The sequence below is a fragment of the Billgrantia montanilacus genome (genome assembly GCF_003336675.1).
Classification (GTDB): Bacteria; Pseudomonadota; Gammaproteobacteria; order Pseudomonadales; family Halomonadaceae; genus Halomonas; species Halomonas montanilacus.
In genome coordinates, this window is the sequence record NZ_QPII01000001.1 from 494085 (window position 1) to 519894 (window position 25810).

The 25810-nt window shown below is 62.3% G+C and carries 22 protein-coding genes; 9 read left to right on the forward strand and 13 right to left on the reverse strand.

Annotated elements, in window-relative coordinates; all coding sequences use genetic code 11:
* Nucleotides 1-19: 19 nt before the first annotated feature.
* From DU505_RS02225 to DU505_RS02260, 8 genes are all read right to left on the reverse strand, one after another.
* Complete coding sequence (locus DU505_RS02225) at nucleotides 20-1006, reverse strand: polysaccharide lyase (protein ID WP_114477354.1); 987 nt, start codon at nucleotides 1004-1006, stop codon at nucleotides 20-22.
* Nucleotides 993-3635 (reverse strand): tetratricopeptide repeat protein, encoded by a 2643-nt coding sequence (locus DU505_RS02230; protein WP_114477355.1) that lies wholly within the window; start codon nucleotides 3633-3635, stop codon nucleotides 993-995. The genes DU505_RS02225 and DU505_RS02230 overlap by 14 nt, the downstream gene beginning before the upstream one ends.
* A gap of 39 nt (nucleotides 3636-3674) precedes the next feature.
* Nucleotides 3675-4937, reverse strand: coding sequence for an alginate lyase family protein (locus DU505_RS02235; RefSeq protein WP_114477356.1), 1263 nt, complete (start codon nucleotides 4935-4937; stop codon nucleotides 3675-3677).
* 41 nt (nucleotides 4938-4978) lie between these two features.
* The gene (locus DU505_RS02240; protein ID WP_181872703.1) at nucleotides 4979-5857 is read right to left on the reverse strand and encodes a polysaccharide lyase; all 879 of its coding nucleotides are present in this window, start codon (nucleotides 5855-5857) and stop codon (nucleotides 4979-4981) included.
* Nucleotides 5858-5916: 59 nt separating this feature from the next.
* Nucleotides 5917-7467, reverse strand: a complete 1551-nt coding sequence (locus DU505_RS02245; RefSeq protein WP_114477357.1) for a PilZ domain-containing protein — start codon at nucleotides 7465-7467, stop codon at nucleotides 5917-5919.
* Nucleotides 7460-9418: a glycosyltransferase gene (locus DU505_RS02250; RefSeq protein ID WP_114477358.1), complete on the reverse strand. Its 1959-nt coding sequence runs from the start codon at nucleotides 9416-9418 to the stop codon at nucleotides 7460-7462. The genes DU505_RS02245 and DU505_RS02250 overlap by 8 nt, the downstream gene beginning before the upstream one ends.
* Before the next feature lie 9 nt (nucleotides 9419-9427).
* Complete coding sequence (locus DU505_RS02255) at nucleotides 9428-10774, reverse strand: UDP-glucose dehydrogenase family protein (protein WP_114477359.1); 1347 nt, start codon at nucleotides 10772-10774, stop codon at nucleotides 9428-9430.
* A 375-nt stretch (nucleotides 10775-11149) separates the two neighbouring features.
* Entirely contained in the window at nucleotides 11150-12652 is a 1503-nt protein-coding gene (locus DU505_RS02260) for a RimK family protein (RefSeq protein WP_114477360.1), read from the reverse strand.
* A 166-nt stretch (nucleotides 12653-12818) separates the two neighbouring features.
* Here DU505_RS02260 and DU505_RS02265 point away from each other — a divergent pair, with 166 nt between their 5' ends.
* The 5 genes from DU505_RS02265 (at nucleotide 12819) to pepN (ending at nucleotide 17862) form a co-directional block, all read left to right on the forward strand.
* Nucleotides 12819-13277 (forward strand): GNAT family N-acetyltransferase, encoded by a 459-nt coding sequence (locus tag DU505_RS02265; protein ID WP_114477361.1) that lies wholly within the window; start codon nucleotides 12819-12821, stop codon nucleotides 13275-13277.
* A gap of 71 nt (nucleotides 13278-13348) precedes the next feature.
* A complete protein-coding gene (locus tag DU505_RS02270; RefSeq protein WP_114477362.1) occupies nucleotides 13349-13834 on the forward strand; it encodes a YajQ family cyclic di-GMP-binding protein in 486 nt (161 codons plus the stop codon).
* 218 nt (nucleotides 13835-14052) lie between these two features.
* Nucleotides 14053-14586 (forward strand): Hsp20/alpha crystallin family protein, encoded by a 534-nt coding sequence (locus DU505_RS02275; RefSeq protein WP_114477363.1) that lies wholly within the window; start codon nucleotides 14053-14055, stop codon nucleotides 14584-14586.
* A 161-nt stretch (nucleotides 14587-14747) separates the two neighbouring features.
* Nucleotides 14748-15152: a YbaN family protein gene (locus DU505_RS02280; protein ID WP_114477364.1), complete on the forward strand. Its 405-nt coding sequence runs from the start codon at nucleotides 14748-14750 to the stop codon at nucleotides 15150-15152.
* Between the two features lie 76 nt (nucleotides 15153-15228).
* Entirely contained in the window at nucleotides 15229-17862 is a 2634-nt protein-coding gene (gene pepN, locus DU505_RS02285; protein ID WP_114477365.1) for an aminopeptidase N, read from the forward strand.
* A 227-nt stretch (nucleotides 17863-18089) separates the two neighbouring features.
* Here the strand turns inward: pepN and DU505_RS02290 are convergent, their stop codons facing one another.
* The 4 genes from DU505_RS02290 to DU505_RS23010 are packed head-to-tail and all read right to left on the reverse strand — an operon-like array spanning nucleotide 18090 to nucleotide 20649.
* The gene (locus DU505_RS02290) at nucleotides 18090-18377 is read right to left on the reverse strand and encodes a hypothetical protein (RefSeq protein ID WP_114477366.1); all 288 of its coding nucleotides are present in this window, start codon (nucleotides 18375-18377) and stop codon (nucleotides 18090-18092) included.
* A 17-nt stretch (nucleotides 18378-18394) separates the two neighbouring features.
* Nucleotides 18395-18781, reverse strand: coding sequence for a CBS domain-containing protein (locus tag DU505_RS02295; RefSeq protein ID WP_043516451.1), 387 nt, complete (start codon nucleotides 18779-18781; stop codon nucleotides 18395-18397).
* Nucleotides 18782-18805: 24 nt separating this feature from the next.
* On the reverse strand, nucleotides 18806-19156 hold the full coding sequence (locus tag DU505_RS02300) for a P-II family nitrogen regulator (protein ID WP_114477367.1): 351 nt from the start codon (nucleotides 19154-19156) through the stop codon (nucleotides 18806-18808).
* On the reverse strand, nucleotides 19153-20649 hold the full coding sequence (locus DU505_RS23010) for a DUF1538 domain-containing protein (RefSeq protein ID WP_340148234.1): 1497 nt from the start codon (nucleotides 20647-20649) through the stop codon (nucleotides 19153-19155). The genes DU505_RS02300 and DU505_RS23010 overlap by 4 nt, the downstream gene beginning before the upstream one ends.
* A 312-nt stretch (nucleotides 20650-20961) precedes the next feature.
* Between DU505_RS23010 and DU505_RS02310 the strand changes: the two genes are divergently transcribed.
* The 3 genes from DU505_RS02310 (at nucleotide 20962) to DU505_RS02320 (ending at nucleotide 24396) form a co-directional block, all read left to right on the forward strand.
* Nucleotides 20962-21558, forward strand: a complete 597-nt coding sequence (locus DU505_RS02310; RefSeq protein ID WP_114477368.1) for a LemA family protein — start codon at nucleotides 20962-20964, stop codon at nucleotides 21556-21558.
* Between the two features lie 11 nt (nucleotides 21559-21569).
* Complete coding sequence (locus DU505_RS02315; protein WP_114477369.1) at nucleotides 21570-23537, forward strand: M48 family metallopeptidase; 1968 nt, start codon at nucleotides 21570-21572, stop codon at nucleotides 23535-23537.
* Between the two features lie 148 nt (nucleotides 23538-23685).
* A complete protein-coding gene (locus DU505_RS02320) occupies nucleotides 23686-24396 on the forward strand; it encodes a hypothetical protein (protein WP_114477370.1) in 711 nt (236 codons plus the stop codon).
* Nucleotides 24397-24510: 114 nt separating this feature from the next.
* Here the strand turns inward: DU505_RS02320 and DU505_RS02325 are convergent, their stop codons facing one another.
* On the reverse strand, nucleotides 24511-24717 hold the full coding sequence (locus tag DU505_RS02325) for a cold-shock protein (RefSeq protein WP_043515357.1): 207 nt from the start codon (nucleotides 24715-24717) through the stop codon (nucleotides 24511-24513).
* Nucleotides 24718-25116: 399 nt separating this feature from the next.
* Here DU505_RS02325 and DU505_RS02330 point away from each other — a divergent pair, with 399 nt between their 5' ends.
* A complete protein-coding gene (locus DU505_RS02330; protein ID WP_114477371.1) occupies nucleotides 25117-25761 on the forward strand; it encodes a LysE family translocator in 645 nt (214 codons plus the stop codon).
* Nucleotides 25762-25810 lie beyond the last annotated feature (49 nt).

The window sequence follows — 25810 nt, forward strand, 5'->3', positions numbered from 1 at the left end:
GCCAGCTTCATGGTAAGGTTTATGGTGCGTAGATGCGGAAAGCCGCGAAGTCGACGGTCTGGTCGCGAGGCGTTCGCCATCCCTCGCCGGTGCCACCGAAGAAAGTGGAGAACATCAGTCCGTCTATGGCCACATCCTCCGTGGTCCGATAGGCGAGCCCCTTCCGTTCGAGCGTCGGTCGGCCATCGATCCAGACGCGGGCGATGCCATCATCCTTGCCGGGTGTATTGAGGATCACCTCCTGTTCGACGCTGATCCAGCGGCCCTTGGGAAAGGTCCAGGCGCCCCGCCCCATCGATTCACCCTCATGGTCCATGATATAGGGGTAGAGTTCACCCTGACCCTCTTCGCGCCACATGAGTCGCATCGAGAAGCCGTTTTCTCCATCGACTTCGTCACCACCGCTGGGCGCTTCGGCGCCATACAGGCCGGGCAGCTTGCCTCCCTTGACGAAGTCGAATTCCGGTTCGAAGCGCACACGATAGTGTAGACAGGCACGGTCGTCGTCCTCCAACGCAGCTTCACGGGTATAGAACCCCATGCCACCTCGCGCTACGCCATCCTGGTCGGCGTCACTGGGTGAGGAACTGCCCTCGGGATAGAGGACGCGAAACCCGGTTTCGCCAAGCCCGGTGGCATGGATCGTAAGTAGTTTGACATTATTCTCCGTTCCCCAGTCTCGTTCTGAACCAAAGTCGTCGCGGATCGAGGCCTTGGCGGTTTCCTGATGCCGCAGGGGGCGAGGGCTGGCGGCAAGCGAATAGCGTTTGGAACAGGGCGTCAGGCTAGTGGATGTGTCACGATTACCGGCGGAAGCCTCCGTGGCGGCCACGCCAACCGACGTCGCTAGGCCAAGTGTCAGCCACAGTTTTCGCCTATCGAGAGCGCCCCTTGCCAGTGCCTCGGCAATTCTCTTGACCAAGGTGCTGGCACGCGGGTAACGACCGTCGGGCCGGCAGCCAGCCAGCCCGTCGGTATTTTCGCGATGGCTCTCAATCAACTGCACTAACGTCTACCTCACCCGCCGCATCGGCGGCACTGTCATCGGTAAGCAGCTGTCGCAGGGTCTCGGCGGCAAGCTGGCCCTCGCTCTCGAAGACGTCATCCAGCCATAGCAGTGCCTGATCCTGATTGGCATGCTGCAGGCCGCGAGAGGAGAGATAGGCCTCGGCAAGGGCCAGGCGTGCGCTGGAATGGCCAGCGCTGGCGGCTTCAACCAAGTAGTCGGCCCCTTTCTGGCGGTCCCGCTCCAGAATATCACCGCGAAGGTATTCGCGGCCAAGCGTGGCCTGGGCACCGGTATCACCCTGCTCGGTGGCCTCATTCAGCAGCTCGTAGCCATGCGCGATGTCCTGGGCGATGGCACCTTCGCCGCGAAGCTTGGCGCGCCCCAGGCTAGCGCTAGCCGCTAGGCTGCCGCCATCGCTCGCCTGTTCCAGCCAGCGCTCCGCTGCTTCGCTGTCCTGGTCCACACCTTCCCCATGCAGGTAGGCCTGGCCCAACAGATGAGCGGCATGGGGGTTGCCTGAGTCGGCGGCATTGGTCAGGTACTCAAGGCCTCGCTCGACATCCTGCTCGACGTGATCGCCCAACAGGTACACCTCGCCCAGGTCGCTCTGGGCGCCGACGTGTCCTCTGGCGACGGCGGCCTCAAGATAGTCGATGCCTGCCGACATATTGCCATCGTCCATAAACATCCGGCCCAGGCTGGCGGCGGCACCGGCATGACCTTCTCCGTGGGCCCGCTCCAGCCAGTATCGGGCTTGCTCGCGGTCCTGGCCAACGCCCTGGCCATTCAGGTAGGCACGCCCCAGGTCGGCCATGGCGCCGGGGTGGCCGTCCTCGGCCGCGCTGATCAACGCATTGATATCGCCTTGGGCGCCACGATCCCGTTGCACATAGGTAAGGGCATCGTCAGCGGACTCGTGCCCCGTCTCCTGGGCACGGGTCAGCCAGAGAGTCGCCTGATCGAGGTCCGGTTCTACCCCGTTACCATGGCGATAGGCTCTGCCCAGGACGACCATCGCATAGCCGTCACCCTGATTGGCCGCCTCCATCAGCATCTCAATGGCGCGGCTCGGATCCTGCCCGTCCAACGGCCCCTCCAGATAGGCCTCGCCAAGCTGGGTCATGGCGGTGGTGTCCCCGGCCTGGGCCGCCGCCTGCAGGAGCTCTTCGCCGCGGCTGGGATGGAAGGGTAGTGTTTCGCCTTCCAGGTAGGCCTCGCCCAGGAGACGCATGGCTCCGGCCTGGCCCTGGTCGGCAGCGCTGCGCAGCAGTTCTTCGCCGCGGGGGCCATTGGCCGGTACGCCGTGGCCTTCCAGGTAGGCGGCGCCCAGTTGCTGAGTGGCCCAGGGGTGGCCTGCCTCGTGGGCACGCTCGAGATAGTCGATGGCGATATAGGGCTGGCCGGCGACCCGCTCGTCGTCCAGGTAGAGGGAGCCGAGCTGAGCCAATGCGAGAGGGTGATTTCGTTCAGCGGCCTGCTCGAGAAGCCCCATGCCCCGGGGAAGGTCGTTCAGGCCTCCCTGTCCCTCAACCAGCGCGCGGCCGAGGATGACCTGGGCATCGACAGATCCCGCTTCGATTGCCGAATTGAGCCAGCGCTCGGCTCGTACCGGCTCTGGCCGTCCAGTCTCGGGTTCGAGCAAGGCGCTGCCTAGATGGACCATGGCGTCTATATCACCCCGTCGGGCGGACTCTTCGAGCAGCTCGACGCCCTGGTTGAAGTCCCCGGCCTCCAGCATGGCCCGGCCCGCCTGAGCCAGGGCGGTATTGTCGCCGGCATCGGCGGCCTGGCGCAGCCAATGCAGGCGCTGGTCGGGTTGGTCGCCCAGTTGGCCGTCCGGCGCGTGGAGCGAGGCGAGCTGAAGCATGGCGCCGGTGTCCCCCTCCCTGGCGCGTGCCTCGAGTACCACGGCATAGCGCTGGGCATAATCCATTGCGCGTGCGGGGTCCTCTTCCAGCCAGCCACCCGGGGCATAGGCATCGGCCAGGGCTTGTAGTGCACTCTCATCGCCCTCTGATGCGGCCTCGGCATAGAGCTCGCGGGCAAGCTCGGGGTCGGCCTGCACTCCGTCACCGCCTTCGGCGAGTAGCCTGGCGAGCCTGGCCTCCGCATCGCGCCCGAGATTGGCGTTCTTGGCCTGCCAAAGGAGGTAATAGGCAAGTACGTCGTTGCGCTCGACGCCATCCCCTTCCTGATACAGTGTGGCAAGGTTCAGTGACGCGTGTCCCTGCACACTCGAGGGGCGTTCGATCGCCTGGCCGTAATAGTGGGCAGCCCTTGCGCCGTCTCGCTCGACGCCCAGACCCTGGTCGTACAGTTTTCCCATTTCGTAATAGGCAGGTGGTAAACCTCTTTCCATCAACGGCTGGAGCTGCTCAATGGCCTCGTCATAGCGCTCTTGCTCGATGGTATCTTGGGTTCGATTGATACGGTTCCAGTCGTGGCTGGAAATATCGGCTTCCAAGCCACCATCGAACCAGGCCGCATACTCGGCCGGAACGGCCCGGGCATGATCCTGACCGGGCGGTTCCTGGGAGGTGGCGCACCCAGCCAGCGAGGCGACGACGATCAGTGAAGTGAAATACCGTGTTGAGGTCCTTCGAGTCGAGATCAGGGTTGTGTTCATAATTATCCTCCGTGGATTACAGGCTGGCGACGCCGGTATTTACTGTAGGTCCTGGCCCTGGAAGGCCTCGGTCCGGCGCCGGCTCTCGTCCATGAACGGTTGGTCCTGCACGTCGGGGGGCATGAAATAGAGCGTCATGTATCCCCCCGCGCTGCGGTTGTAGAGGGGGCGCACTCTTTTAACTAAGCTGGCGGCTTGAGAATGTTCGTAACGTGTTAGATAAATCTCAAGCCAGGTGAAGTACTGGGGATCCTTTGTGAACCCGGTGTATTGCTCAAGAGGTGCGTAGTCTCCTAGCGCCGCTGGATCATCAAGAATGGTGAAGAAATAATCGATGGCCTTGTGAATGGTGCTGCCTTCAATTTCCAGGTCGAAGATGTCATAGCCCTGGCGAGCGATGACTTCCATGTTGGTTACCAGATAAAGCAAGGCATAGTTCTGGTAGTGGGTGGCACGGCGGCCACGGGACACCTCGTGAGGCAGCGCACCCTCCTCGGTCATGTCGTGCAGCGCCGAGTAGATGGCACTGACACCGAAACGAAAGAGATCGTCGTTTTCAGTGAGTACGCCGATCATGCTGGCGTAGAGGGCTCGGCGATAGAAATGGTTGTTGCAACAGCTCTCTTCGGGCTGGCCAGGGATTGCCGAGTGCTGCATCGCGAGTCCCTGGAGCCAGGACTCGACCTCCTCGCGCTCTTCGTCCATCCCTTCGATGAATGGCCGCACGGTTGAATAGGCCATCGCGGCCGCAAATAGCATCGATTCGGAAGCGAACCAGGCTTGAGGATCATTCGGGTCGTAGCGAAACGTGGTCAACGCCTGAGCGTCTGCCCAATGAGCCAGGAAACTCACCAAGCATTCAGCGTAGTAGCTGTCTCCACTGGCGGTAAAGGCACCCGCCAGCAGCGAAACGCTGTCCTCGAACAGGAACAACGGCTCGGTGGTGAGCTCCCACTCCTCGGGGTTGGGGTAATAGCCCGGGATTCTTCCTCGTGTCGTGATGGGCTTATAGTTCAATAATTGTCGGCAACTCGGTGCTTCAGATAGCAGCTGGTCGATTCGCTGGAGCAAGATTGTGTTATCGGTTTCGCTGAGCAGCTCCATGCGAGCCGATACATCGAAATAGCCAGCATCGGAGTCGTTGACCCGGTACTGGGACAGGTCCAGTGTCTGCCGCTCCTCGCGCGCGAGAGTGTTTGCGCCTGCGGGACTGGCACTGGCCCATGCTCCGGTTATGAGGAGTGCCAGAATCAGACGGAGTAGTGAATGAAACTCCGGCCAGTGCAGCCGTGTGTCGTGCATGTGTGGAGAGTCTCCATGGATGGCCATAGCTAGAGTTGCCCTCATGGCGCAGGGGCATAGAAGCGAAATGCGGCGAAGTCGACATGCTGATCACGGGGCGTTCGCCACCCCTCGCCGGTGCCTCCAAAGAAGGTCGAGAACATCAGTCCGTCGATGGTCAGGGACGACGTGGTCCGGTAGGTGATATCGCGCTGCTCGAGTACCGGGCGACCGTCGATCCAGATTCGCGCAACGCCGTTCTCGCTGCCCGGGTCGTTGAGAATGACTTCCTGTTCTATCGTCACCCATTGTCCCACCGGGAAATACCAGGAGCCGCGACCGACTGACGCTCCCTCGTGGCCGACCACATAGGGGTAGAGCTCACCCTGGCCATGCTCGCGCCACATCAGGCGCAGTGAGAACCCGTTTTCGCCATCCACGCTTTCGCCACCCGAGGGCGCCTCGCCGCCGAACAGGCCGGGTAGCTTGCCTCCTTGAACGAAATCGAAATCGGGTGCGAAGCGCACCTGATAGCTCATGCAGGCCTGTTCGGCGCCGGCGAGAGCCGGTGGCTCGCTGTAGAAGCCCGCGCCGCCAAGAGGGTCTTCCCCAGGCGAGGAAGTGCCGGCCGGGTAATGCACTCGCAAGCCGGGCTCGCCCAGGCCAGTGTGCCCGGCGCCCAGGCGTTCGACGTTTTCCTCGGTGCCCCAGTGACGGTGGGTGTCGAAGCCTTCGCGGATGGCCTCGTGACCACTGGCTGCGTGGCTGGGCCGGGGAGAGTCGATTTGCGGGTAGCGCTGGGAGCAAGCCTCGACCTGGGGTACGCCCACAGAGGCTTCATCAACCTCTTCGGACAGTGCCGGCCAGGCGGGCAGGGCGACCAGGGTGGCCAGCAGGGTGCCGGCATAGCGCCGGCATGTGCGTCGTCTTGTCGGAGCCATACTGTCTCCTTGCAGTTTGGCCGCGGCGTTGACCGCGGGCATGTAGCGGATGTCGCCTGTCAGCCACCAGTGTCGTCGTCCTTTTCGTCAATGGCGGTGCGATAGATGTCGTCGCCGAACTGGATCACCGTACGTACCCCTTGCCAGATCCGTTCGGAGGCGGCGCTGAGCAGCGGCGCTTCGGTGAAACGCACATCGACCGGCTGACCCACGCTTTCGGCGGGAAGCGGCTCCTCGGGTACAAGCAGGACGCTGGCCACGTTCTGCTGCTGACGAACCCAGCTAGGGAAACCGGCTCGTGGCTGGCGCTCTACATCCAGGGCGACGTTGCGGACCCGAGCGCGGATCGGCTCCGTCGTGTTGGCCAGGGTGACGTAGGCCTGCTGGTTCGGTTCGATGCGGCTGATGTCGTTCATGTGCACCAGCGCCTCGACGAGAACATCGTCCTCCTGGGTGCGAATCAGGGTCATGATCTGCTCGCTTTCATTGATATAGGTACCGTCGGCACTGCTCAGTGCCCAGGCAACCAGGCAGTCGCAGGGACTGTAGATATTGTTGCTGGACTGGCGCGCTTCCAGGGCAGCGATGCGGGAATTCTCGTAATCCCTGGCGGTTTCGAACTGCTCGATGCGTGCCCGGGCGATTTCCGGGGACACCGACTCGAAGGTCATCGTATCGCCGCTTGCCGGTTGGGCAGAGTTGGCGAGGCTGACTTCCTGGTTGCCGCCCTCCAGATGTTCACGCAGGTTCTCGATCAGTTGATTGTTGAACTGCCTTGCGGCATCGGCCAGGATCAGGTCCGACTCCAGGTCGCTGTTGACCACATTGGTCAGCAGCTGGTCTATCTCGACACGGTCGCCGGCCTGTAGCTCGTGCGCTGCAAGAATGCCGGGTCCGGGCGCGCGTATATCGATGCGAGGGGCGGTGACAGCGGCAAAGTTAGGCTCGATGAGCATGAAGTTGCGATAGGCAGTCGCTGCACCGACCAGAACCAGTAGGCCGATGGCCAGGAACAGCAGGATATATCGCCCCATCGGCTTGGGTTGACGCGCATGCGGGGTCGGTTGTGCCGCCCCAACCTGCCGCTTGCGCGGGGTCTGGGGGTCTTCCCCCGCCATCAGCCCTTCGATGTTGGGCGAGCGACCGCTGAGTGCGCTGCGAATGACCTGACGCAGCAGTTCGCGATGAGGCGGCTCTATCTCGGTGATCTCGAAGCTGATCTGGTAGCCCTTGCCGTTGGGGGCAGGGTCGGTACGCAGGCATTCGGCGCGCAGCGGTACGATCAGTTCGGAAGAGCCTGCCATCATCAGCAGTGACGCCGATATCTCCTCCCCGGGCTGGAAGGCGCGGTTGCCATGCGCTGAAAAGCCCCCCAGGGAAACGTCGTTGCCGTTAAGGGTGCTGTCGTCCGACAGGCTGACCCGGAATGGAATGGCAACACGGATATAGCCTCTTTCGTCACGGCGTTCATGCTGGACGCGGTCACCTTTCGTCAGGCGAACGGAATCCTGATCGGCAGGTTCGGGTGCCGTTGAGCCACCTTCGGGTTTGCTTCCCCCAAGGGTCGGCTCATGACGTTCTTGATCGTCGCGGGGAAAGTGATCAGCCATCCTTAGGTTGCTCCTTGCTTGAGTGTTCGGTCGCAGCCACCTCAGCCATGACTGATGGCTCGACCATGAGATGTATATTGACCAGCGTCAGGCTCTTTTGGTTAAGCGTCAGGTAACAGCTGGATTCGAGCGTGCAATGCCTCGAGCCGTTCAGCGGTTCTCCATCCGGCCCCTGCATGTGATCTGACAGGTCGGGGGAGAGCGCCAGGGTCGTGGTTCCGTCCATGCCCCGGATTTGTTCGGCCATGACACGGCTGTCTTCATGCAGACCCTCGAAGAGGGTGCCAGCCAGGCGGTAGCGTCCGGCGGGTAGCTGCACGGTGCCACCTTCGGGGGCGTCGGCAATTGCCGCAGAGAGCCATCTGTCGACTCGTTCGGGCTGTTGCGAACGCTGCCAGCCCTGATCGCGGATGATCGATAGCGTCGTCCGGTCCAAAGGTTGCAACACGCCGGTAGTCAGCATCAGGGCAAACAGCAGAAGCCCATAGGTAAAGCCGTGCAGGACATGACCCATGCGCCGCTGGCGACGCACGGCAACCGGATCGCCGGGCTCACCGGCCGATATGCCCTGGCGGGACCACTTCTGGCGATTGAAGCGAAAGCTGACATAGGTCTTCAGCATCGCGCCCCAGACCTGGTTGTAATAGATCAGCGGGATCCACAGCAGGCTGTACCGTCCCCGCTGCCAGGCGAGGATCAACGTGGCGATACCGCGGGTGAACAGGATCCAGAGGATGTAGGCAAAGAAAAACGAGGGTCGCACGAACAGCGCTACCAGAATAACGACCGTAGGTCCGACCAGCGTCGTCCACATGGAGATGCGCTGATCCACCAGGCTCCACCAGGTGAACATGCCCATGGGGCGGGGCCCCAGCGCGATGGCCCGGTTGCTGGTGCGCAGCATGTTGCCATACCAGCGACGCATCAGATCGCTGGTCGAGGCGAAGAAACGCCGCCTGTCCGGCAACTCCTCGAATCCGGTGACATACACGTCGGGCAGGTACATCATTCGCCAGCCGTGCTTCAGCAGCCAATACCAGGAGGACTTGTCGTCTCCGGATAGAAACTTGAAGTTACCGAATCGCCAGTGGTCGACGTGATCGCTCTCGATCAGTTCGATGAAACTTGGCTGGGTCGCGAGATCTGCACGAAAGACGCTGTAGCGTCCGGTGAGGACCAGCAATCGCCTGGATACCGACATCGAACTCATCATCAGGTGACGCTGGGCGTAGCGCAGGTCATACCACTCGCGGGTGACGTCGTTACCGGTGACCACGGCACGGTTGTTCGTCGTCAGCGCACCCAGGTCCTCCTGGGACTGGAAGAAGGAGAGCGAGCGCCGGAGGGTGCCGGGCTCCAGGCGGATGTCGCCATCCATGGAGACCAGCAGCGACCCGGGCGCCGGAAGGTGCCGGGAGATGGCGCGCAGAACCTCGGCCATGGCCGAGCGCTTGCCGTCTCCCTTCTGGAACATGTACCGGATTTCAATGTTCTCGGGCCAGCTGTGCTCATCCATGACGTGGGTGATGACATCCACGTCGGTGCGGTCCGAGATCGAGGCGAAGATGGTGGTGGGCACGCCATATTCGGCAACCTCACGCACCATGGCATCGTAGACCTGAAAATTGATCTCGGCCTCGATTCGATAGGAGGTACAGAGCACGAAGAGTTCCGGCGCACGCACGACCTCGTCTGCCGCGTCGGCCGCTGCCCGTAGGCGGGGAAAGATGCGGCGGTTGTACCACACCGAACGCACAGCCTGGATTAGCCACCAGGAGTAGCGCCAGATGGCGATACCCCCGATGACGAAGAAGAAGCTCTGCGACTCCGGGGAGAAGACTTCCGACGGCAGCTCGCTGAAGATGACGATCAGCAAGGCCAGGCCGAGTACCAGAGTAATCAGCTCCGACACCCGGCTGGCCCCGATGTGATCTCGAGGCGTATGGGACATGTCGACTCCTCAGGCCAGCACGGGCCGCACGGAATCGCCTCGACCAATGGCGTAGTAGCTGAGTCCGGCCGCCTTGAGGGTGTTGGGTGAGAAGAGATTGCGCCCATCGATGACGACCGGCTCGAGCAATGTCTTGCGCAGCCATTCGAAATCAATGGTCCGGAAAGCCTTCCATTCAGTGCAGATGACCAGGGCATGGGCACCCTCGAGGGCTTCGTCCCGCTTGTCAGCAAGCACGAGATCGTCGCGCTCTCCATAGAGTCGACGACACTCGTCCGTGGCCTCGGGGTCGTACGCCTGGACGCGGGCGCCAGCTTCCCAGAGCGACTCCATCAGCGATCGGCTCGGCGCCTCGCGCATGTCGTCGGTGTTGGGCTTGAAGGCCAGGCCCCAGACCGCGATGGTCTTGCCGGCCAGTTGGCCATCGAAGGCCTCATAAAGCTTTTCGAACAGCTTGTTCTTCTGGCGACTATTGACGCGCTCCACGGCATTGACCATATCGGCAGGATGGCCCGCCGCTTCGGCAGTATGCGCCAGTGCCTTGACGTCCTTGGGAAAGCAGGAGCCGCCGTAGCCACACCCAGGATAGATGAAGCTGTAGCCGATGCGCGGGTCGGACCCGATGCCATGGCGTACCTCTTCGATGTCGGCACCCAGGTGCTCGGCAAGGTTGGCCACTTCGTTGATGAAGCTGATCTTGGTCGCCAACATGGCATTGGCGGCATATTTGGTCAGCTCGGCGCTGCGTACGCCCATGAAGAGCATCTTGTCACGCTGGCGGTTGTAGGGGCCATAGCACTCGAGCATCGCATTCTTGACGCGCTCCGAGTCGGTGCCCACCACGATGCGCGAACCGCGGGAGAAGTCTTCGATCGCGGCCCCTTCCTTGAGAAACTCCGGGTTGGAGCAGACATCGAACTCCGTGGACAGCCCGCGTTGCTCCAGGACCTTGGCAATAGCCCGCTCGACCTTGCTGGCCGTGCCGACGGGCACCGTCGACTTGTCGACGATGATCTTGTAGCTCTCCATGTGCTGGCCGATGGTTTCGGCCACCTTGAGAACATATGTCAGATCGGCGCTACCATCCTCATCGGAGGGCGTACCGACGGCAACGAACTGGAGCAACCCGAAAGCGACGCCCTCTGCCGCGTCGGTGGTGAAACGCAGTCGGCCAGCGGCCATATTCTTGCTGATGAGGTTTTCCAGGCCAGGTTCGTAGATCGGTACCTCGCCTGCACTCAGGCGGGCAACCTTCTGCTCGTCCACATCGATGCAGATGACGTCATGACCCACATCGGCCAGACAAGCACCTGTCACGAGTCCCACGTAGCCGGAACCGAAGATAGTAATCTTCATGATCGTCTTGCTCCTTGCTGATAGGCCCCTTCCATGAAAACAACGCCATCCATCGGAAATTACCGATGACAGATGACGGCGCAGGGCCAGAAACGTTAGTTCGCGTCTAATATACGGGCAACAATCACGCCATATCCACAAAGCGTTTTAAAAACAATTAGTTGGATATTATAGATCGCCATTGTTAATATAAGCGCCACCCTAAGCGTCGCTAATGTGCGACGCTTAGAGGCTGGCTTGGGAGGAAGCTTGCAGATCAACGGCTTGAGGGTCGCCAAATGGAGACAGGTGACGGGCGATCTATATAAGTGACTGATTTTTAATGTTTAATTTGATGGCTTTGTCTGGCGGTTGGCCGGCCACAGGAAGAGGTGCTCATTCCCCCGTCTGGTGACGGCGTGCTTCCATGCGTGTCAGAAAGACGCGCATGATGCGTTCATAGAGTGCATTTCCCAGCACCGCATCCTCGATACCGGCGTCGACATTGGGATTATCGTTGACTTCGATGACCACGACTCGCTCTCCGGCCTGCTTGAGGTCCACCCCGTAGAAGCCGCTGCCGATCAGTCGGGTTGCCTTGAGGGCAGCCTGCAGCACCGCGGGCGGCACGTCATCGGGGTCGTGGGTGGTGAAGCCGCCGCTTTTCACTCGGCCACCGGAGTGGTCATAGATCTGCCAGTGGCCGCGCGCCATGTAGTAACAGCTGGCGAAGAGGACCTGCCCGTCGAGCACGCCGATGCGCCAGTCGTAGTCGGTAGGTAGCCACTCCTGGAGCAGCAGCAGTGCGGAGGTCTCAAACAGCTTGGCAGCCTCGCGTTCCAGCTGGTCGGGGTCCGATACCTTCACCACGCCGCGGGAAAAGGCACCATCGGGCACTTTCAGCACCAGTGGAAATGTCATCCCCCGAAGCGATTCGGCCAGGCGGCCCCGGTCCCCTCGCTTGAGCAATCGGCCTTCTGGCGCCGGCACTCCCCGAGCTCGCAACAGGGCATGCAGGTACACCTTGTTGGTGCAGCGCAGTATGTCCTGGGGGGTATCGATCACCACGAGGCCTTCATGCTCCGCCAACCTGGCCATTCGGTAGGTATGGTGGTCGAGGGCGGTGGTCTCACGAATGAAGAGGCCATCGAACTCGGCAAGACGACCCATATCGCGTCGGGTGATCAGCGATACATCAATGCCCTGGCGGCGTCCCGCGCGGATAAAGGCGCGAAGCGCACCGCGGTTGCTGGGGGGGAGGGCTTCCTGGGGATCGACGAGGATCGCCAGGTCGAAGCGGTAGCGCCTACGGGCCTTGGGCGTGCGCCACACCCTTAGCGAGTGTCGATTGAGCGCTGTGGCGAACAGATCCTGTTCATCGACAGTAAGGTCGCGCAGGCGCAATGGCTTGAGCCGCACCAGGCGCCAGAGGTCGTGTCGACGTACCAGGCGGGCTTCCAGCAGCGGGCAGGGCAAACGTTCGAACAGGCGCCGTGCCAACCTGGCGAGGCCCGGCTCGCGACATTCGCCGAACAGCAGGCGTAGCGTGACCTGGTCGCCGGGAAGCTGGCCCTCCCGCGACAGCTCACCAAGCAGCGGTGCCATAGAGTCCAGCTGCAAGTCGGTCAGTGACTTGCGTGCCAGGGCGTTGAGCGTCTCCACCGTGGGCAGGACACGCTGCCCCCGGGCCTGGGCCAGGAGCGAGACATAGTAGCCGCTCCCAAGGTAGTCCATGTCGCTGCACAGATTGATGACATGGGTCGCTCGGTCCTGCTCATCGCGGCTGGAACGATGCCGGCGGTCCAGTGACAGGAAGTCGTCGGCACTGACCAGGTCCTCGGTGGGGTAATAGGGCCGCCAGTCATTCAGGCGGTCAACGACGATACGCAACGGGCACATGGGGTTCCTGGCGAGAAAGGAGAGCGGCATGGAGAGATGTTCAGCATGCCCCTGAGTGTGGTTATGGACAAGATGCTGGCAGCCTGAAAAGATTTCATGCAGCGTGGCGCTGACAAGAGTGTGACGCGTAGCGACAATCCGTTGCTGCCATACTGGAATCCATGACATGACCGTTACGTTGCGCGAGGCGCAGGCCAAGGATCTCGATGCCCTCGTGCGTCTCGAGCAGATCGCCTTCGAGGGCGACCGTTTCAGCCGCCGGCAACTCTGGCACCTGCTCAACCGTGCCAATGCCCACATCCTGCTCGCCGAGAGCGCCGAAGGCCGCCTCCTGGGCCATGGCATCCTGTTGTTTCGTCGAAGCAGCCAGCGTGTGCGTCTCTACTCCTTCTGCGTGCACCCCGCAGCGCGCGGGCTGGGAATCGGCCGTGAATTGCTCGAAGCCCTGGAGCAGGAGGCTCGACGGCGTGGCGGTGAGCGGCTGGGTCTCGAGGTGCGAGCCGACAACCGGGCTGCACTGGCACTGTATCGCCGCATGGGCTTCAGCCTGCAGCGCTGGTTGGAAGACTACTATGAGGATGGGTGCGCCGGCTGGCAGATGGAAAAGTCGCTGACGAAGGCGTGATAGGTGAATATATCCAGCGGCTGCTAGAATGCGCTTCCACCCTCCTTAGAATCGGCCAGTGGAACTTGATCATGCCATCCTTCGATATCGTTTCCGAATTCGACAAGCACGAAGCCAGCAATGCCGTTGACCAGGCCAATCGCGAGATCCAGGGCCGTTTCGACTTCAAGGGTGTGACGGCGAGCCTCGAACTCAATGGTGACACCGTTCAGCTCGAGGCCGAGGTCGATTTCCAACTGACGCAGATGCTCGACGTACTGCGCAACCGGCTCATTGCCCGGGGTATCGATGCCCGCTGCATGGACCCCCAGGACCCCGAGCTTTCCGGAGTCCGGGCCCGCCAGCAGATCGTCCTGAAGCAGGGGCTCGAGCAGAAGGAAGCCAAGGATATCGTCAAGCGCATCAAGGATAGCAAACTTAAGGTCCAGGCCCAGATCCAGGGCGACAAGGTCCGCGTGACCGGCAAGAAGCGCGACGACCTGCAGCAGGTCATGGCCCTGCTGCGGGGCGAGGAGGGGCCCGACCTGGCCCTGCAGTTCGACAACTTTCGGGACTGAGCGAACGCCTTGGCGTCGTGCTGCCTTGCCGCATCACGGCGGTCGATGCTGGATCCTCAACCGTATTGCGTTGTGATCTGATACAGGTCAAGTCAAGGTGAAAGCGATCTTGAAATAACGCCATCCGCCACCAATTCTTCTTCTGCCAAGGGATAACCCGATGGCATTGGGTATTCCGATTTGTGTCACTTGTGAGGTGAGCAAACAGGAGGTGGCGTATGAATCTGCAGAAGCTCTCTCCCTGGAACTGGTTCAAGAGCGAGAGCGCCGATACCCCGGCTCCGCCAACCACGGTGGAACCTCGGCGGGGTGATCTCACGCCGTTGCTGGGCATGCATCAAGAGCTGGATCGCTGGATGGACAGCGTGATGCGTCAGTTCGGCATGCCGTCCCTGGAAAGCCGACTTGGGGACATGCCGGGCCTGCTGCAGCCACGGCTCGATATCGCCGAGCGTGGTAGCGAATACGTGATCAGCGTCGAGGTGCCGGGGGTCGAGGAGAAGGACATCACGCTCTCCCTGGACGACCATCGCCTGGTCATTGAAGGCGAGAAGCGCCACGAGAGCCGTAAGGAAGAGGACCAGCTCCATCGTGTCGAGCGCTCCTATGGCCGCTTCCGGCGCGTACTGGACCTGCCGGCGGATGCCAAGGACGAGGAGATCCAGGCCGCCTTCGACAAGGGGGTGCTGACGGTGCGGGTGCCGCGTAGCGAACAAGCCAGGCCCGCCCGCCGTGAAATCCCCATCCAGTGAAAGCGGCTAATGAGCCGGTTGTTAATGCCGGTCGCTGATGACAGTACGGGCTCGCCCAGTGGCGGGCTCTTTTTTCGCCATAGCCAGAGGCGATTGGCCACAGTGGCAGGGATGGGCTTCAATGGTCAGCAACAGGGTCGCCTCACTTCCGGAGGAAGCGCATGCACTCGCTTCGCCGTGCCGCATACATTGGCCTGGCCTGGACCAGCTTCTGTCTTGGTGTCATCGGAGTCTTCGTGCCGCTGATGCCGACAACCTGCTTCATGCTGCTGGCGGTCTGGGCGGCTTCCCGCGGTTCGCCGCGTTTTGCGCTATGGATTCGTGAGCATCCACGCTTCGGCCCGGCCGTGGTGGCCTGGGAGGGCGAGAGAGCCATTCCCCGCCACGCCAAATGGCTGGCCGGGGCCATGTTGAGCGTCTCGATCCTGGTGTTGCTGCTCACCTTAAGTGTGCTCTGGCTGAAAGCGATTCTGGTCACCGGGCTGGCCCTGTTGGGCCTGTGGATTGCCAGCCGCCCCGAGCCCCGGGAGCTTGTCGCTCCCCCCACGCATCTCGTTCGCCGTTGAATCGACGGTTGCCTTTGAGGTTCGGGAGCCTGCCCCCGTACAATGGCCGTCGATTTCCGTCAGGAGCCTTTCCCCGATGTCTGAACCCAAGCCGACTTATCTCAGTGACTATCGGCCGCCTGCCTACCGCGTTACCCACACCGAGCTGACCTTCGATCTCAAGCCCGATGCCACCCGAGTCAAGGCTCGCCTGCACCTGGAACGCCATCCGGCGCGGGAGGCTGGTACCGCCCTCGAGCTCGATGGCGAACAGCTCCTGCTCAAGTCCATCGCGATCGACGGTCAGTCACTGGAACAGGATGAGTATGCGCTCACGGCAACCGGTCTGATCGTACATCGAGTGCCCGAGCGTTTCCTGCTGGATACCGAGGTGGAAATCGCTCCGCAGGAGAATACGGCGCTCGAGGGGTTCTACCTTTCCAATGGCATGTACTGCAGCCAGTGCGAGGCAGAGGGGTTCCGTCGCATCACCTATTATCCCGATCGGCCCGATGTCATGGCGACCTTTGCCACCACGGTCATCGGCGACGCGACCCGTGAGCCGGTACTGCTTTCGAACGGCAATCCGGTGGAGCGTGGCGATCTGCCGGGTGGGCGCCATTTCGTGACCTGGGAGGATCCGCACCCCAAGCCCTGCTATCTGTTCGCCCTGGTCGCCGGGGATCTCGAGAAGGTGGAAGACAGCTTTACCACCATGAGCGGGCGCGAGGTGGCGCTGCAGATCTGGGTCGAGGAGGAGAACCTCGACAAGACCGATCATGCCATGGCGTCACTGAAGCGGGCCATGACGTGGGATGAGGAGACCTACGGGCGCGAGTACGACCTGGACCTGTTCATGATCGTGGCGGTCAACGACTTCAACATGGGCGCCATGGAGAACAAGGGGCTCAATATCTTCAACTCGGCGGCCGTGCTGACCCATCCGCATACTGCCACCGATGCCGCCTTCCAGCGGGTCGAGGGGATCGTTGCCCACGAGTACTTCCACAACTGGTCGGGTAACCGGGTGACCTGCCGCGACTGGTTCCAGCTGTCGCTCAAGGAGGGATTCACCGTCTTCCGCGACCAGTGCTTCTCCGCCGATACCAACTCGGCCGCGGTCAAGCGCATCGAGGATGTCTCCTTTTTCCGCACTGCCCAGTTCGCCGAGGATGCCGGACCCACGGCGCATCCGATCCGTCCCGACCACTACATCGAGATCACCAATTTCTACACTCTGACCATCTACGAGAAGGGGGCCGAGGTGGTGCGTATGCTGCGTAATCTGGTGGGCTGGGAAGCCTTCCGACGCGGCAGCGATGACTATTTCGAGCGCTTCGATGGCCAGGCGGTGACCATCGAGGACTTCGTCAGCTGCATGGCCGAAGCCTCGGGTCTCGACCTTTCCCAGTTCATGCGCTGGTACTCCCAGGCCGGGACGCCGGAGATCGATGCCCATGGCGAGTACGACTATGCCAATGCCGAATACCACCTGACACTGCGTCAGCGTACCCCGGCCACTCCCGGGCAGGCCGACAAGCAGCCCTTGCATATTCCGGTACGGCTGGGGCTAGTGGGTACCAAGTCGGGACGGGATCTGGATCTGACGCTGGATGGCGAGAGCCTGGGTGGCGACGCGGTGATCCACCTGCGTGAGGCGGAACAGACCTTCGTCTTCACCCATGTCAGTGAAGCGCCGGTGCCCTCCCTGTTGCGTGGTTTCTCGGCGCCGGTCCAACTGCGTTTCCACTACAGTCGCGAAGAGCTGGCCTTCCTGATGGCCAACGACTCCGACGGCTTCAACCGGTGGGATGCCGGACAGCGCCTGGCCATGCTGGCGCTGGACGACCTGATCGCCGCTCATCGCAATGGCGTCGAGAAAGTAATGGACCCACGTCTCGTCGAGGCCTTCCGGGCCCTGCTCGAGCGAGGAGGCGACGACAAGGCGGTGCTGGCCGAGATGCTGTCCCTCCCCTCCGAGGCCTATATCGCCGAGCAGCAGCCGCTGGTTGACGTGGACGCCATCCATGCGGCTCGCACCTTCGTCAAGCAGTCCCTGGCCGTCACTCTTCGTGACGAATTCAGCGATCTCTTCGAAGCCAATCGGTCGGATGCACCCTATGCGCCCGAACCCGAGCAGATCGGTCAGCGTAGCCTCAAGAACGTGGCACTCTCCTACCTGATGGCAATAGAGGACGAGCAGGGTATCGAATCGGCCCGGGCGCAGTTCCATGCCGACCACAACATGACCGACGTGCGTCACGCCCTGACCCTGCTGACCCACAGCAGCCGGAGCGACCTGGCCGATCCGGCACTGCGAGCCTTCGGCGAGAAGTGGGCTCACGACGCCCTGGTCATGGACCAATGGTTCAGCATCCAGGTCACTCGTCCCCAGTCGGATGCGCTGGACCGGGTCAGATACCTGATGGCCCATCCGGCCTTCTCGTTGAAGAACCCCAATCGGGTGCGAGCCCTGATCGGCACCTTCGCCAACCAGAACCGGGTCAACTTTCATCGTATCGATGGAGAAGGCTATCGACTGCTTGCCGATGTGGTGATCGAACTCAATCGCCTCAATCCTGAGATCGCCGCACGGCTGATCACACCGCTGACCCGGTGGCAGCGCTTCGACGAGTCGCGTCAGGAACTGATGAAGCATGAGCTCGAGCGCATCCGCGCCGAGGAGCTCTCGCCGAATGTGTATGAGGTGGTGGAAAAAGCGCTGGCTTGAAGGCCGGCAATCGGTCGTTATTCTTGGCACGAACCACAGCGCCGCCCATGGGGCGGCGCTGTTGCTTCGAGTGACGAGGCCTCAGGAAATCGCTGAACAAATTGCCGAGCGGGATGAAGCGCAAGGCGCCCGGAGCACAGGAACCGGAGCATATGGGGTATATGTGAGGATTCCGCGCACCGCGCAACGCAGCGATTCGCTCGTGTAGGCATTTGTGCAGTGTTTCCTTAGTTGATCAGCCAGCTCAATACCGTGATGCCGAGCAATGCCCAGATCAGGGTCGCCACCAGGCGCCGACGCAGTAGGGCGCGCAGGGCAAGATAAAGTAGCCACAGGCCGAGAAGCAGCACCAGCAGGCTCACCAGCGATGGCGCGATACCCAGCGATGCCGAGAGGCCCTGCAGGAATCCACGCGCAGCGTCGCCGAGGTTCTGGAAGAAGTGAATCAGCAGATCCACCACGAAACGGATGATGTCGCCGAGTGTCGTGCCCAGCCAGGTAAAGAAATCTTGCATGCGTCGTTCCGGTAGCCTTACTCGATCATGTCGAGAACGGTCCCTACGATATCATCCATGGTGACCAGGCCCACCAACTTGTTGTCATCGAGTACCAGGATCCGCTTGACCACGCTGTCGGTCATCAGGCTGGCGACATGTCGAACATCCAGTGACTCGCCGACCCCGATAGCCGGCTTGGCGCAGACGTCATAAACGTTGATCAGGTCGATATCGCCATTTTCGGCGACGATGGTCTTGAGGATATTGGTGTAGGTGATCAGGCCCCAGGCATCGTGGGGGTCCTGCTGCTCGACGACCAGGCACTTGAGGTTGTGGCGCTTCATCAAGCCCAGGGCGTCGCGCAGGGTGGCGAAGGGGGACACCGTCACCACGTCGCGCATCATGATGTCCTTGACCAGCATCTTGTCACTCCGTCTGTTGTTGGTTCAGTGGTCGTGCCTGAGTCGCTCCTCGAAGCGCTTGACCTGAGACACGTCGATTCCACCGAGATGCTCCACGGGCAGTGTCATGACCAGCCCCTTGGAGTCGTCGCCGGAAGGGTTCAGTACCTGTCTTATGGCCTTGAGCACCTTGAGCGACAGGCTTTTCTCCAGCGTCATCAGCATGATGCTCTGGCTACCTTCGAAGGTCAGGCCGAAGAAGGTCTTCTTGCGTTCACCGCCGATACCCCGGCCCGACATCAGCGTCATGCCCACGGCGCCCGCTTCGGTGGCGGCATCGATACACTCCTGCTCGAGCTCCTCCGGCGCGATGGCGACCAACAGCGAAAACTTCATGTTCTCTCTCCTCCTCGCTTCGCCACCCAATTCATGAGAATGGCATAGCTCATAACGGTCACGATAGGAAAGATCGAGGCGAAGGCGATCAGCCCGAAGCCGTCGATCAGTACGTTACGGCCCTCGATCTGGCCGGCCAGACCAATGCCGAGCGCCGTGACCAGGGGTACCGTCACTTCGGAGGTCGTTACGCCCCCCAGGTCGAAGGCCAGTGCCACGATATAGCGAGGCGCGAGGGCGGTCAGCAGAATGACCAGCGCATAGCCACCGATAATGTAATAGTGGATGGAGTCGCCGCTGATGATGCGGTGTACGCCGATGGTAATGCCGATGGCCACACCGAGCGCCACCAGCAGGCGGATCACGTTGCCCTGGATCTTGCCCGCGGCGGCTTCTTCGGCCTGCTGGCCAATGGCGATCAGGGCCGGCTCGGCCATGGTGGTGGCGAAACCGATACAGAAGGCGAAGAGGTAGACCCAAAGCCAGGTATCGAGGGTGACCAGTTGGTAGGCCATGCTCTGGCCGATGGGGAAGAGCCCGAGCTTGAGGCCCACCACGAAGGCGTAGAGGCCGATGATGACAAGGGCGAAGCCGATACCGACCCTGAGCGGGTCAGCCAGTGAGCGCTTGAGGACGGCATACTGGAAGAACAGGATGACCAGAATGATCGGCAGCACGTCGCGCAGCATGCTGAAGAGATCAAGCAGCATCTGCAGTGGGCCGGCGGGAGGTGCGACGTCGTCCTGGGCGGCCATGAGTTCGGCTCCGGCCGGGAGACTTCCCGGATCGGCGTAGACCAGGATGCCGTAGAGTTGCACGCTGATCATCGGCACCATCACGGCCAGTGCCACCAGGCCGAAGCCGTCGATCAGCGAACTGCGGCCGCGGATGGACGCGGCGAGGCCAATGCCCAGGGCGGCAATCAGCGGAACCGTGACGATATTGGTGGTGACGCCGCCGGAGTCGTAGGCCAGGCCGACGATCTCCGCGGGGGCGAAGAAGGTCACCAGCACGACCAGCAGGTAGCCCACGATCATGTACCAGTGCAGGGGGTGGCCCAGGATGACCCGGAATACGCCGAGTGCCATCACCAACCCCACCGAGCCGGCCACGATCAGGCGTAGCGTCAAGGCGTCGATTCGCCCCCCGCTGATCTGAGCAGCCTGATCGGCCACGGCAATCAGCGCCGGTTCGGCCACCACGGCAGAAAAGCCGATGGCGAAGCCGAACAGCATGAGAATCGGCATCGAGCCGCGGCGGGCGAACTGGTTGGCAAGGCGCTTGCCCACCGGAAAGATACTCAGCTCGAGCCCCTGCAGGAACAGGGCGACGCCCAGGGCCACGATCAACAGGCCAATCGCCATGCCCAGTCCACCATCGGGCCATTCCCGCAGCAGTAGTGCCTGAAAGGCCACCACGACGACGACGATTGGCAGCAGGTTCCGCATGGCATGGGTCAGCGCATTGAGAAAATCCCTGAGTTGCTCTGCCAAGGCCGGCTCCCTGAGGCATGTTCCGTTGACGACAATCGGTCTTGTCGCTGTTATGCGTGGCGTGGACAGGCTAGCCTGTCAGCCTGGATGGTAACATTAGCCTGGTTTGATGAACGATAGTTGACGCCTGGTGACGCGCGACGTGCCATGGACAACAGGCCATGCCGGCATGACGTGGCTGTCGCCACACTATACCATCGAGCCTGGCCTTGAAGCGGCGAGCGCCACTGGTCGTTAGTTGATCAGGATCAAGACTTTGCGTATCGCTTGGAATGGGATCAAGCACATCGCGCCAAACGGAGAGGAGCGGCCATGAACGTATCGCTGATCATAGTGCTGGTGGTGTTGGGCCTGGTGCTCATATACGGCGCCAGTATCTACAACCGTCTGGTGGCGCTGAAGAACCGCTACCAGAATGCCTTTGCCCAAATCGAGGTGCAGCTCAAGCGTCGTTACGATCTCATTCCCAACCTGGTGGAGACGGCGAAGGGTTACATGGCCCACGAGCGCGAGACCCTGCAGGCCGTCACCGAGGCGCGCAACACGGCCCTGGCGGGGCTCAAGCATGCCGCGGCCCAGCCCGGCGAACCCGGCGCCATGGCCGAACTGGCCGGGGCAGAAGGGGCGCTGGGGGCGGCGCTCGGACGCTTCAACATGGTCATGGAGGCGTACCCGGATCTCAAGGCATCCGAGAACATGCGTCAGCTCTCCGAGACGCTCACCAGTACCGAGAATCGAGTCGCCTTCGCTCGCCAGGCCTTCAATGACGCGGTCATGCAGTACAACACCTACAAGCAGAGCTTCCCCCCGATCCTGCTCGCGGGCCCGCTGGGCCATCGTGAGGATGCGGCCCTGCTGGAATTCGAGGACAGCGCCGAGATTCAGGCGGCACCCAAGGTCAGCTTCTGACGGGGGTAGGAATGGATTTTTTCGGAGCCCAGGATCAGGCGCGGCGGCTGACGGCACGGCTGGTACTCCTGCTGCTCGTGGCGGTGGCCGGCATGGTGGCCGCGGCGGTGCTGGTCGTGGCGGTGGCCATGGCACTGCTCGACGGCGGGCAGGCCGGTGCCGATCCCCTGGCCCGTGCGTTCGACCCGGTGTTGCTGGGGAGTGTCGCCCTCGGGGTGGTCGCAGTGGTGGGGCTGGGTAGTCTGATGCGCCACCTGCAGCTACGAGGCGGGGGCTCAGCGGTGGCCGAGGCCCTGGGCGGACGCCTGATCAATGGCAGTACCCACGACGCCGACGAGCAGCGACTGCTCAACGTGGTCGAAGAGATGGCCATCGCCTCGGGCATGCCCGTACCGGCAGTCTATGTGCTGGAAGAGGCGTCCATCAACGCCTTCGCCGCGGGGTACGCTCCCCACGATGCCGCCATCGGGGTCACCCGTGGGGCTATCCGGACACTCGACCGCGACGAGCTCCAGGGCGTCGTCGCCCATGAATTCAGCCATATTCTGCATGGCGACATGCGCCTCAACATGCGCCTGGTCGCGCTGCTCTACGGTATTCTGGTGATCGGCCTGATCGGCCGCATGCTGCTGCATGGCATGGCGGGCCGGCGGGCGGTCCGCAGTTCGCGCCGGGGCAACGGCCATGCCGTGATGTTGGGCGCCGGCATTGCCCTGATGGTGGTGGGCTATGTGGGCACGCTGTGCGGCAACCTCATCAAGGCGGCCGTCAGCCGACAGCGCGAGTTCCTGGCCGATGCCAGTGCGGTGCAGTACACCCGCAATCCGGAAGGGCTGGCGCAGGCACTGAAGCGCCTGGCGGCCCACTCCCATGGTTCCGAACTGCGCGCCACTCGGGCTGCCGAGTTCAGCCATCTCTATTTCGGTCGCGGCCTGCGTGGCCTGAGCGGGCTCACCGCCACTCATCCGCCGCTGGCCACGCGCATCGAGCGGCTGCAGCCCGATTGGGATGGCAGCCTGCCGGAGCCACGCCCGGTTGCCGACGAGCCGGCAGCCGAAAGCCGACAGCCCGGCGATGTGCCGTCGGCTGCCGGGCTTGCCGGTCAGGCCGCCGTCTCTTCCCTGTCGTCTCCTCCCTCTGCGGCGCCAACCACGGCCGCGCATTCCACAAGTACCGACCTCGACAGCGTCCAGGGCCTGTCGCAACGGGTCGGGCAGCCCGGCCCCGCGGATATCGTTCGTGCGCGGCAGACGCTGGCTGGGCTCGATGACCGCCTGCTGGAGGCGGCCCATGAGCCGTATGCCGCCCGCGCGCTGGTCTACGGCATCCTGATGGGCGTCGACCCTTCCAGCCGCGAACGCCAGCGTCAGGCGCTGGTGGACCAGGCGCTGCCGGAGGTTCTGGTGGAGCTGGACCGGCTTGCGACACCGTTGGCAGCGATGGGCCCCGGGCAGCGGCTGGCGCTGATCGAACTGGCCCTGCCTCAGCTACGTCAGCTCACCACTGCTCAATATGCCGGCTTCCGTGACTGTTTGCGCCGCCTGATGGCCGAGGAGGCGCAACCCGGCGCCCTGCAGTGGGGGCTGCATCGTATCGTGCTCGTGGGGGTCGAAGGGCCTCGCCACCGTCGCCATCGTCGTGCCTACCTGTCTCAGTTGGAGGCTCCTGTCGCGCGGCTGCTGTCGAGCCTGGCAAGGGCAGGCGAGGTCGAGGAAACGGAGGCTCGTGTTGCCTTCCACGCCGCCCTGCAGGCATTGCCGATCACGCCTGCATTCATGGACCGAATGGCGTCCCCGCAGGAGCTGGATCAAGCAACGGAACAGCTGCAGCAACTGAAGGACGGGGACAAGAGCTTACTGTTGGATGCGATGGCGCGCTGTGTCTTCCATGACGGCCACATTGCTCCGGGCGAAGCCGAGATGTTAAGAGCCGTTGCCTGGTCCCTGGACTGCCCTCTGCCGGCAACGGCTGCCGATTGATGCCCGGCTCTTCTCTCGCCCAGGGATCGTTTTGCCGATGAACTGTCCAATGGCAGATACAGAGCAGTTGCTGTCGACTTGCAGGTACGTCAGGGCTTTGCTGCAATGGTCTCTTCCTGACGGCCTCACTATGACTGGAGATACTTGAATGGCGAAGTCCCCCTGGAAGCTTGCTGCGGTTGGGCTGACTCTTGCGCTTGGCCTGACTGGCTGCGGCGACACGGAAGATGAAGCCGGGGCGCCTGAGGTCGAGGAGGTGGAAGTTCCCGCGGCCGAGGCACCCGAAGGCACCGTGCCTGAGGATGACATGCCGCCCGACCCGGTCGCGATGTCCGAAGATGAGCCCGACGCCCCCCCCACTGCGGCTGAGGAGGAGGCCGTGCCAGAAGAAGATGACCGAATGGAGCCGGGCGACGATATCGAAGCGGATGCCGATACGCTGGGTGAATCCCCGGCTGCGGCCCTGGATGAAGGAGGCGCCTTGCCGGGTGAGCCCACCCGCTCGGATATCGATGCTATCCTGGAGGACACCGAGCGGCGCTTCGAGGAGGCGCAGCGGCGTATCGATGAACAGTACGAAGAGGTCGAGCGCGACTCTCCTGTACTGGAGCCCATGGACGACCCAACCGAGTTCCGCTCGACGATCGAACCCATGCAGGACGACATCGGCGATTCCCCTTCAGCCATCGACGAGGAAGCCGAGCGGCGTGGTGAGACGACACAGTCGGATATCGACGCCATGCTGGAGGAGACCGAGCGGCGTTTCGAGGAAGCGCGGCGTCAACTCGACGAGCAGTTCGAAGAAGCCGAGCGGAGCGACCCGCAGAGCGAAGCGCCTCAGTTCGACATCGAGGATTGAGAGCCGCCTTCGTTCATGTCATGAAAAAGGCCCACCCTCAGGTGGGCCTTTCGCCTGGGGGGCCTGTATTCAAGCTGAAGCCAGGCCTATATGCCTGCCGAAGCAGTACTTCATTCAGTCGGCAAGCTTGATGTTGGAGGCCTGAAGGCCCTTCTTGCCCTGGGTGACCTCGAAGGTGACTTTTTGGCCATCCTGCAGGGTCTTGAAGCCGTCAGCCTGAATCTCGGAGAAGTGGGCGAACAGGTCGTCACCGCCGTCGTCCGGAGAGATGAAGCCATAGCCCTTGGTATCGTTGAACCACTTGACAGTGCCAGTTGCCATTGTCGATTTCCTTACTTACAGATTGATCGTGCAGGGCACTCGGCAGTGCCGGAGGCCCGAAGTGCGTGGGCAAGGCGAGAAAAGTGCGCTTCGGGTGTATCGACAGTTCGACATACAGCTAACGACTTTCCACTTGCTGACCAACGCAACGGATAGCGCATGAGTGGCGAACCACCATGCCCGCCCAGACAACTCTAGTTAGTAAATTTCGGAGCGTCCAGCGAATCCCGCGCATGAAATATGCCATACCGCGTGTGGCCAGGAGGCGGTCCATGATCGGCAAGGCGATGGTCTTCATGCCGTATTCCGTGCGCCGAGAGTGTGAGAGCCGCGTCGCTCTGGCGTAGAATTCCCCCTCGGCCCATGATGGGCCCATTCATGGCAAGGAGCGCTCGATACATGTTTTGGGATGCCCAGTTCTGGCCATTTCTGGTAGCCATTACCCTGCTGACGATCAGCCCTGGCGTGGATACGCTGCTGGTGATACGCAACACGGCTCGCGGTGGCGTGCGCGATGGGGTGCTGACCAGCGTGGCGATCTGCTGTGGCCTGTTCGTGCATGCCGCCGTATCGGCGTTGGGCATTTCCCTGATCCTGCTGCAGTCGGCATGGGCCTTCGGTTTGCTCAAGCTGGCGGGTGCCGGCTACCTGATCTGGCTGGGAGTCGCCAGCCTGCTGGCGGCACGACGCGGCCAGGGCCTGCCAATTGAAGGCGTGATGGGGGCGCGCGAGGCGCGGCCGGTATGGCGGCCGCTTCGGGAAGGGCTGCTCTCCAATGTGCTCAACCCCAAGACCGTTGTCTTCTACATGGCGTTCTTGCCCCAGTTCATTGCTCCGACCGACCCGGCGCTGGTCCAATCGCTGTGGCTGGCCGGGGTGCATTTCATCATCGCCAACCTGTGGCAGATCGGTATCGTGGTGACGGTGGGCAGCGCGGGGCGCTGGCTCGGAAGCCGTCTCTTTTCCCGCGTCTTGAATGGAGCGACCGGTGCAGTACTGATCGGATTCGGCATCAAGCTGGCGCTGGAGCGTCAGCCCGCCTGAGCCCGACCGGAAACGCCAGGGACCCGGCATCGATCCGGGGCCCTGGGTG